The 9,329-nt window shown below is 44.3% G+C and carries 10 protein-coding genes and 1 other RNA gene; 6 read left to right on the plus strand and 5 right to left on the minus strand.

What is annotated here, in order from left to right:
* Both ilvA and A3766_RS29885 read left to right on the plus strand, forming a co-directional pair.
* The coding region (gene ilvA, locus A3766_RS23080) for a threonine ammonia-lyase, biosynthetic (protein WP_068643038.1) at positions 1-1,445 on the plus strand (1,445 nt) is incomplete at its 5' end.
* 110 nt (positions 1,446-1,555) lie between these two features.
* Positions 1,556-1,714 (plus strand): hypothetical protein, encoded by a 159-nt coding sequence (locus tag A3766_RS29885; RefSeq protein ID WP_156490412.1) that lies wholly within the window; start codon positions 1,556-1,558, stop codon positions 1,712-1,714.
* A gap of 57 nt (positions 1,715-1,771) precedes the next feature.
* Here the strand turns inward: A3766_RS29885 and A3766_RS23085 are convergent, their stop codons facing one another.
* From A3766_RS23085 to A3766_RS23100, 4 genes are all read right to left on the minus strand, one after another.
* Positions 1,772-2,392, minus strand: coding sequence for a 5-formyltetrahydrofolate cyclo-ligase (locus A3766_RS23085; protein ID WP_068512216.1), 621 nt, complete (start codon positions 2,390-2,392; stop codon positions 1,772-1,774).
* A gap of 78 nt (positions 2,393-2,470) precedes the next feature.
* Positions 2,471-2,656: non-coding RNA, 6S RNA (gene ssrS / locus A3766_RS23090), on the minus strand.
* Positions 2,657-2,729: 73 nt separating this feature from the next.
* Positions 2,730-3,026 carry a cell division protein ZapA gene (locus A3766_RS23095; RefSeq protein WP_068509122.1) on the minus strand — a complete coding sequence of 99 codons (297 nt, stop codon included), beginning with the start codon at positions 3,024-3,026 and terminating at the stop codon, positions 2,730-2,732.
* Positions 3,026-3,232, minus strand: a complete 207-nt coding sequence (locus A3766_RS23100; protein WP_068509120.1) for a TIGR02449 family protein — start codon at positions 3,230-3,232, stop codon at positions 3,026-3,028. Before A3766_RS23100 ends, A3766_RS23095 begins: the two co-directional genes overlap by 1 nt.
* A gap of 159 nt (positions 3,233-3,391) precedes the next feature.
* On the opposite strand from A3766_RS23100, the gene A3766_RS23105 reads away from it, so the two are divergent.
* Genes A3766_RS23105 through A3766_RS23120 form a run of 4 tightly spaced genes read left to right on the plus strand, consistent with a single transcriptional unit; the run spans position 3,392 to position 7,942 of the window.
* Positions 3,392-4,057, plus strand: a complete 666-nt coding sequence (locus A3766_RS23105) for a UPF0149 family protein (protein ID WP_068509181.1) — start codon at positions 3,392-3,394, stop codon at positions 4,055-4,057.
* Positions 4,058-4,100: 43 nt separating this feature from the next.
* Positions 4,101-5,417, plus strand: a complete 1,317-nt coding sequence (pepP, locus tag A3766_RS23110; RefSeq protein ID WP_068509183.1) for a Xaa-Pro aminopeptidase — start codon at positions 4,101-4,103, stop codon at positions 5,415-5,417.
* A gap of 9 nt (positions 5,418-5,426) precedes the next feature.
* Entirely contained in the window at positions 5,427-6,677 is a 1,251-nt protein-coding gene (ubiH, locus tag A3766_RS23115; protein ID WP_068509186.1) for a 2-octaprenyl-6-methoxyphenyl hydroxylase, read from the plus strand.
* A gap of 20 nt (positions 6,678-6,697) precedes the next feature.
* The gene (locus A3766_RS23120; RefSeq protein WP_068553546.1) at positions 6,698-7,942 is read left to right on the plus strand and encodes a UbiH/UbiF/VisC/COQ6 family ubiquinone biosynthesis hydroxylase; all 1,245 of its coding nucleotides are present in this window, start codon (positions 6,698-6,700) and stop codon (positions 7,940-7,942) included.
* A 251-nt stretch (positions 7,943-8,193) separates the two neighbouring features.
* Here the strand turns inward: A3766_RS23120 and A3766_RS23125 are convergent, their stop codons facing one another.
* Positions 8,194-9,081 (minus strand): YafY family protein, encoded by an 888-nt coding sequence (locus A3766_RS23125; protein WP_231882970.1) that lies wholly within the window; start codon positions 9,079-9,081, stop codon positions 8,194-8,196.
* Between the last annotated feature and the right edge of the window lie 248 nt (positions 9,082-9,329).

Below are 9,329 nucleotides of genomic sequence, written 5' to 3' on the forward strand. Positions count from 1 at the left end.
CGGAGCGTTTTGATAATCAAATATACCTTAAAAGAGAAGACCTGCAGCCTGTATTCTCTTTTAAGCTTCGTGGAGCCTATAACCGTGCTCGTTTACTCACAGATGAAGAAAAAGCAGCTGGCGTGATTGCGGCTTCTGCCGGTAATCATGCGCAAGGGCTTGCTTTAGCTGCGCAGAAGCTTGGTATCGACGCGACTATCGTTATGCCAAAAACGACCCCTGAAATTAAGGTTAACTCGGTCAGGGCGAAGGGCGCAAAAGTTGAACTCGTTGGTGATGCCTTTGATGAAGCTTCCGCTTATGCCTTAGAAAAGGTAAAGAAAGAGGGCTTGGTTTATATTCCCCCATACGATGATGAAGATGTGATTGCCGGGCAAGGGACGGTCGCAATGGAGTTACTAATGCAGCATACCGCACCTATTCATGCGGTGTTTGTGCCGGTTGGTGGTGGCGGCTTAATTGCGGGAATGGCAGCCTATATTAAGTTTGTTCGCCCCGAAACAAAAGTGATTGGTGTTGAGCCTGAAGAGGCGGCATGTCTTAAGGTGGCGCTAGAGACTGGGCGTAGAGAAATTCTAGAAGAAGTAGGGATTTTTGCAGAAGGTGTCGCGGTTAAACAGATTGGTAAGCTGCCTTTTGAAATTGCCAAAAAGTATGTTGATGAGGTGATTACTGTTTCAACAGATGAGATTTGTGCAGGCATTAAAGATATCTTTGATGATACACGATCAATTGCTGAACCCGCAGGTGCGGTGGGCATCGCTGGCTTAAAAAAATATGCGGAACGTGAAGGCTTAAGTGGTGAGAATTTAGTGACCATCGTTAGTGGGGCGAATGTTAACTTTGACCGTTTACGCTATATCTCTGAACGAACTGAAATTGGTGAGCAGCGCGAGGCAATCATTGCTGTCACTCTCCCTGAAAAGCCTGGAAGCTATCAGAAGTTTATTCAAGCGCTGCAAACTCGTAATGTGACCGAGTTTAATTATCGCTATGCAGAAGGAAGTGACGCGCAGATCTTTGTTGGTGTGCAAGTGCTTCCGGGTGGCGAAGATCGGGCGCGTGTTATTGCAGAGTTAGAGTCCCAAGGCTATCCCGTGCTGGATATGACTGACAACGAGATTGCAAAGCTTCATATCAGGCATATGGTCGGTGGGCGTTCTGAAGGCGTTGGTGATGAGCAGGTTTATCGTTTCGAGTTTCCTGAAAGGCCAGGGGCGCTGATGTCATTCCTTAATTCACTTGGTACTCGTTGGAATATTTCCATGTTCCATTATCGTAACCATGGCGCTGCATACAGTCGTGTCCTGATGGGGGTGCAGCTGAAAGACTCTGATACGAAAGCCTTTCAGGGAATGCTAGATGAGATAGGTTTCCGATACTGGGTCGAGACGGATAATGAGGCGTATCAACTTTTCTTGAGGGCAGGTAAGTCAAAACGCTAGTAATTAGGTGCTAAAGCCATTAGAATCCGCTACTTAAAGCAGGGTTCTAATGGAAATTTTCTAAAGCTGTGCTATTTTTCTGATTATTAAAGTTTTATTTTGAGGAAAATATGAAGAAGAAACCCGATACAATGTTGGCTGTAATCGGTATATTTATGATCGGTTTGGTCATAAGTGGCTTTTCTTCTATTAGCATTGGTGCTGATGAAGAGCCGGTTCAGAACGCTAGTACTGAGCATGTATTTGATCGTTCAGCCAGCCGCTACTAAAACTCTCTATTCATAAAGAATTACTCGGCTTTTTTGCTCGTTTGATTCTGCATAGGCTTATTTTTTTGCATAGATACCTTGATCGGTGACGATCGCATCTAAGCTGACATCCCAGTCATTGACCGGAAGCGCGTCCATCTTCTGCAGCTCATGTGCTAATCCAATCAAGCGAGGCTTGCACTGAGGAAGCCGTCGCTTATAGTCAAAAGTGCGATCATAGAAGCCGCCTCCCATTCCCATTCTGTTTCCTTCGCTATCAAATGCTACCAGTGGCATTAACACTGTTGACAGTTGTTTAGCATTGAATTGTTTGCAGCGTTTAAAGTCAGGTTCCTCAATACCGAAACGGTTCTTGATATAAGGGCTTGATGCAGAGACTTGGCAAAAAATCATCTGTTGTGGTTTTAAGGGGTGGATGACGGGCAAGTATGCTGTCTTTCCCCATTTCTGTATTAGTGTGAGCAGTGATCGAGGGCAGATTTCACCGTCGTTGCCTAAGTACAAAGCAATATGTTTGCCCCTCAGTAGTAAACCAAAGCGTTTCAGATTTTTGAGTAAATGCGTTGAAGCTGTTCTTTGTTGAAGCTTGGTGAGCTGGCGGCGTTGTTGGCGGAGCTCTCTACGAAGCTGCTTTTTTTCTTGAATTAAGGTGGCGGGGGAGGTTTGAGAAAGACTCATTTTTGGGCTGTATCGTCAATAAGATAGAGCTGGATAGGTTTAAACAAAAGCAACGCTCTGTTGTGAGTGTTGATTTTGGTGCGCCCAAAATGCCGCTGCCAGATAGGGCCTTGAACCCGAAAGTTCAAGGGGGTGATCACTATATGCAAATTAGGCTTTCCCATCCAGATAAACCGGGGGACTTGCACACATCACATGATGTGATTACCAAGGTGTTATTATCGGCTCGAGGACTTATCTAGCAAGCCAGCATTCCAGAACGCCAAACCATCATATAAAAAAACTAGATAAAAATCAGGGCTTTTTACGAAAAAAAACAAATTGCCCAGGGTTTCAATTAGGCCTGTGCTTTTGCTTTGATCAAAGCTTGATCAAGCTTTTCTTCAAGTGATAGCAACATCTCCTGGTCACCTTCTTTATCGCGACCACTTTCGAGCAATTCGTATGCAATATTTAGAGCTGCCATGACCGCAATTCGTTCAATGCCCAGAACTTTTCCTGACGAGCGTATTTCTCGCATTTTTTCATCAAGGTGCCCTGCAGCATTTTCTAGAGCGTCCTTTTTATCAGGAGGGCAGGCGACCAGGTAGTCCTTTTCAAGGATTTTGACCTTTAGTGTGTTGGCGTCGGACATTAACCTTGCTCCAGAGCTTTTAGGCGACCAATCATTGATTCAATCTTGTTTTTGGCAAGATCATTTTTTTGTAGAAGTTTAGTCCGCTCGGACAGCCAATCGTCTTGGCTGCTTTTTAGCGCTAAATTGTCTGCTTCAAGCGTCTGGCAGTAGTTTAGAAGTTGCTCTACTTTGCCAGAAAGCGTTTTAAGTTGTGACGCTTCCATTTAGTTACCTTGATAGTCAAATATTGAAGAATAAACCAATACTATTCGGTATATTGAGGGGTAACTATAATTTGGCCTAGCGTGAGGGTCAACTCGCTTTCGCAATCCAGTCGCAGGTCTCGTATAATTCGCTCAATTTTTGATAAAAGGTCGATATAAATGACAGAAAAAGACAAGTTTTCCGAGCAGGATATAGATGAGCTTGAAAATGAAGAGGCTCAGGAGAGTGATTTTGACTGGTTGGCGAATGTCTATAACCGACAAGGTGCGATCAATCACCCGAGTGAGTTACATGGCTTATTACTTGGGGAAATTACCGGCGGCATTAAGCGTACGGCGAATGACTTTTTAGCTCAGGTTTTAGAACATATGGGCGTCGATGAGTTAAATGTTGCAGCTCAAGCTAATGTAGTTGAGGACTTGTTAGCTTTTTATAGCCAAGTATCAGAGGGTATCGATAAGGATTCGAGTAGTTTTACCTTATTATTGCCAGACGATGACTATGTTTTATCCGAACGACTTGAGGCAATGGTGTTATGGGTAAGGGGTTTTTTGGAAGGTATCGCTATTTCTGCAAGTGAACGACTTAATTCTGCATCGAAGGATCTGGAAGAAATTCTTAAAGACCTGGTTGAAATTTGCCAGCTGGACCCTCGCGTTGAGCCTACTGAAGAGGGTGAAAGAGAGTTCTTTGAAGTGGTGGAGTATGTAAGGGTGGGGGTGCTTAACTTATATGCTGAGTTTAATCAGCCCGAAGTAGAAGATTCGACTGAAGAAAAAGCTGCTATTTCCGATATTGACCCAGATACACCGACATTACATTAATAACAATTGCTGACCAAGATTCTGCTACTCAGGACAATAAGAGATGAATAAAAAAGAATTCTCACGCCGACGAGCTTATCTGGCTGAACACATGGGTGAAAACTCAATTGCGATACTGCCCTCGTCAACGGTTAAAAGCCGGAACCGGGATGTTGATTACCCCTTTCGTCAGGATAGCGACTTCTTCTATCTGACCGGGTTTTCTGAGCCGGAAGCAGTGTTGGTGATTATTCCGGGCCGAGAGCACGGTGAGAGCATCTTGTTTTGCCGAGAGCGAGACCCGACAAAAGAAATGTGGGATGGATTTATTGCCGGGCCAGACCGTGCAATTGATATGTTTGGTGTCGATGATGCGTTTCCCATTTCTGATATAGATGAAATCCTCCCAGGCATGATTGAGGGAACGGATAAAGTTTATTACTCGATGGGCCTTGATGCTGTCTTTGACAGTCGCGTCATGGAATGGATCAACGTTATTCGCAGTAAAGTTAGAAATGGTGCTCACCCACCTGGTGAGTTTGTTGCCTTGGAGCACGCACTACATGAGCTGCGTTTGATAAAAAGTACCACCGAAATCAAGACGATGAAACAGGCTGCTGAAATATCTGCCCAAGCACATATTGAGGCAATGAAGGTTTGCCGCCCAGGTTTACATGAATATCACCTTGAGTCAGCGATGAGCAAGGTGTTTATGGATAATGGTGCTCGCTCTCAAGCATACCCAGCTATTGTTGGTTCAGGCGACAATGCCTGTATATTGCACTACATCGATAATAACGGCCCCTTGAATGACGGCGACCTTGTCTTGATTGATGCTGGTTGTGAATTGGATTGTTATGCCTCAGATATCACTCGGACCTTTCCGGTAAACGGAAAATTTTCTGACGAGCAAAGGGCAATTTATCAAATCGTCTTGGATGCTCAATTAGCCGCAATAAAAGCAGTGAAGCCCGGGAGTCACTGGAATCATCCTCATGAAGCCGCGGTCAAGGTAATTTGCCAGGGTTTGCTCGATCTGGGCTTGCTCAGTGGCGAGCTGGATGAAATTATCGAAGAGGAGCGTTATAAGCCTTTTTATATGCATCGAACAGGCCATTGGTTGGGCTTGGATGTTCATGATGTTGGTGAGTATAAAATCGACGGTGAATGGAGAGAGCTTGAGCCCGGTATGGTGATTACGGTTGAACCGGGTATTTATATCGCTCCCGGCAATAAAGAAGTGGCGAAAAAGTGGCGCGGCATTGGCATTCGTATAGAAGATGATGTTGCTGTTACCAAGAAGTCTCATCAGGTGCTATCTAAAGATGTCCCGAAAACGATTCATGATATTGAAGCCATTATGGCGCAGGCCTCGTCTTAGGGAGTACACATGGCTCAAGAATTTTCCCAGTTAGAAGAAAAAAGTGTTTGTGATGTATTGATTGTCGGGGCTGGAATGGTCGGGGCAAGCACTGCTTTGGGGCTATCTAAGCTAGGCCTTGATGTCGTCATGATTGATGCCTTTGCCTTCTCTAAAGATATACCTGAGTACACTCCTAGCTACGATGCGAGGTCGACAGCCTTGTCTTGGGGCACGCGAGAAATCTTAGAGCAGCTTGATGTCTGGACAGATATTGAGCCTTCGGTATGTGCCATCGAACAGGTTCATGTATCAGAAAAAGGCTGCTTTGGAACCACCCGGATGCATGCAGCAGAGTATGGACAGGAAGCCTTAGGTTATGTGGTGCCGAATCAGTGCTTGGGCCAGAGTTTGTTAAGCAAGGTGTATGAGAGATCACTACCTTTTTATAGTGGTGTGAAGGTTTCTCATATATCTCAAGGCAAAGACTTCCATCAAGTGCACTTAAGCTCAATTGAGCAGCCTGAACAGCAGAAAGTGCTAAACACTCGCTTGATGGTGATTGCAGATGGTACGGAGTCGAGCACTGCGAAGCTATTAGGCATTGCTTATCAAGTGGAAAAATATTCTCAGCATGCCTTGGTGGCTAACGTCAGTACTGCATTGCCAAATGAAGGTGTTGCGTTTGAGCGCTTCACTAAGAAAGGCCCATTGGCAATGTTGCCCTTGAGGGAGTCTGATTGTGCACTGGTCTGGACACATGACGAAAAAGAGATACAGGCACATTTGGATATGAGCGATGCTGAATTTTGTAAAGCTTTGGAAGAGAGTTTCAGTGAGCGGCTAGGTCCGATTGAACGCTGTGGTGAACGGGTAAGTTATCCGTTGAAATTAGTCAGAGCTGAAGAGCAATGTCGGGCCGGTGTGTTGCTCTTAGGTAATGCCGCGCATAGTTTACATCCTGTCGCAGGGCAAGGGTTTAATTTGGCCATTCGTGGTGTGGCGGCCTTCTTGGCTTATATTGATGAGTCAGTAAAGCAGGGTTTGGATTATCGTTCCCTGGCGCCATTGAATAAGTTTTGTCAGTCGAGAATGGATGATCAGAATAAAACGATTGCTTTAAGTGATCAGCTGGTCAAAGTATTTGCGAACCCTTCCCATATATTAAACCTAGCGCGAGATATTGGCCTGGTTGGTCTCGACAACATCGCTCCCTTGAAAACGATATTTGCAGAGCGAGCAATGGGTCTGGCAGACCGAAAAGCACATTTTAATACTTAGGTTTAGAGAGAATTAATCTTATGAGTGATGCTTGTACTCAAGAATTTGATATTGCGATTGTTGGTGCGGGGATGGTGGGCGCTTCTCTCGCCGCCGCGCTACGTGATACCGGCTTTTCAATTGCTTTAATTGACGCGCAGTCGGCAGAATCTCTGCAGCACTCTCCGTCTAAGCCTAAGGATGTAAATGGCTTTGAGCCAAGAGTCAGTGCACTAACCTTTGCCTCACGCGATTTACTTAAGAGTGTTGGGGCCTGGCAGCATATTCACGAAGAGCGAATCCTTCCTTATCGAAACATGCATGTTTGGGATCAGCTAGGTACAGCCCAAATAGATTTCAGTGCGGCTGAGTTATATGAAGATGCTTTGGGTTATATCGTAGAGAATCAGAATATTGTCTCGGCTTTGCATCAGGTCTTAAAGCAACAAGAGAATGTTGAACGTTTCTTTGGTGGGCGTATTAGCAGCCTGAAGCAAAATGAGGTAGATGGAGCTCCTTATTCTTTGCTGCTGGATGATGGTCGTCAGATACATGCGAAGTTATTAGTTGCAGCTGATGGCGCGAATTCCAGAATCAGGACCTGGTTGTCGATGGCGACCCGTGAATGGGATTATCAACACCACGCAATCGTTGCCACCATCAAAACCGAGAAACCACATAACAAGACGGCTTGGCAGAGCTTCTCTGAAACAGGGCCCTTGGCACTCTTGCCTTTGCAGGACCCATCGATGAGCGACGCCTATTGCTCCATTGTTTGGTCGCAAACACCTGAGCAAGCAAAGTCTTTAATGGCTTTGGATAAGGAAGCGTTTTGCCAGGCTTTAGCAAAAGCCAGTGAATCAATGCTTGGTGCTATTGAAGATGTGTCAGAGCGTTATAGTATTCCTCTGCGCCAACGACATGCAAAAGAGTATGTCGCTGAGGGGCTTGCTTTGATCGGTGACGCAGCGCATACCATCCACCCTTTGGCTGGTCAGGGTGTGAACTTGGGCTTTAAAGATGTTTTTGCATTGAGTCAGGTGCTGATACTGGCTGACCAACAAGAGCTGGACCCGGGAAATCTCACCTTGCTCAAACGTTATCAACGACAGCGGCAGGCAGATAACCTATTGATGATGGGCGCGATGGAAGGTTTTAAGCGTTTATTTGCTCAACCCGATCCACTTCTTCGGTGGGTGCGTAATACAGGGCTGGACTTTGTAAATAAGCAGGGCTTTATCAAGAAACAGTTGGTTAAGCATGCGATGGGCTTGTCCATCGCTTAGCTTAGTACGCCTAAGTAAGCCGTTGATGGCTACGCAGGGGTCTTAGAAGTGCCATACCCAGTCACCTGAATGACTCTATCCGAGTGACTTTTATCTATTTCATTCGAGACATATGCCAAAGAGCTAAAAGTACATGCTTCGTGAGAGACAGCGCTCATAAATCGGTCATGGGCCTCTTACTAAAGTAAAGTCCTTTAACGAAGAGAAGTTTACTCGTCACGATTATCTGCAGGTAGTGAAAAATAGATTTTTTACTCATAAAGAGACAAGGTGTGACGAGTAGTCTCTACAATTTTGTCTTTTAGCCAATTCGGTTCTAATACTTCAACTTTGTCACCTAAACTTAATAGCCACCAACGAAAGTACATGGTGTCAGGAACACTCGCTTTCAATGTAAACCAGCCATCAGCTTCCATAGTTACAACCTGATCAGAACTAAGTGGTGTTTCAAATAAGTGCTGCCCTTGTTTCAGTTGAAACCGACCAACAAAAATAATTATCTTATCGCTATTTAATATGCCGAACCCTCCCTTTTCAACGTATTCTTTCAAATCAAAGTCATCGGGGTAAGATAGGTCTATATTTATTAGCTGTGCCGAATCAAAGCGATGCAAAGCCAGTTGTACAATGTCACCATAGTCCCTTAATGTACATACTAGATATATAACGGCACCTTTAGAAACGATACCCAATGGATGGATTTGATAGTTCTTTTGGGTATCGCTACCTCTTGGCGTGTATACTCCTTGAAGACATTTATTATTTAACAAGCCTTCATAAACAGCTTCTATCACTGAATTCTTAATGTTAGGTGGTTGAAAAATCATTCCGTCCGATATTGCCTCAACCTTATTTGGCCACTTGGCTAATCGGTTATTGCCTAAAGAGTTCAGTTCATTTGTAGATTGTTCAAAATAGGGGGCTAGATTATCTAGTACATGCTTAGGGAAGCTATTACGCGCAAACTTCTCAACTAACTTAAACGTTAGTGCTATCTGGGGAGACATAGCAGGTATGTTAACCGGCTCAGCATCAAGGGGAAAAAACCAGTGGTATGGCTTAGAACTTTCATCAGAACATATAGCAAAAGAAATACTTAACTCCTCTAAATCTCGCTGAACAGTTCTTTCCGTGACCAAATATCCCTCATCAAGTAGCCTAGAATGAAGTGCTGTTGTATCAATACTTTTTGGAGCTCTTGGGATATAACGAAGTAATAATAATTTTCTTAGAGACGATGACATTTGATTATACCGGCTAAAAAATTTGTTGAAATTAACTATTAATCAGCGATTCAATATCATCGCAACATTACTTTATAAATGTTTTTAATAAATTACTAACACTATATGCGACATTCTTCGTCGCACCTTTATGGATAATTAGC

The organism is Oleiphilus sp. HI0132, from assembly GCF_001635845.1.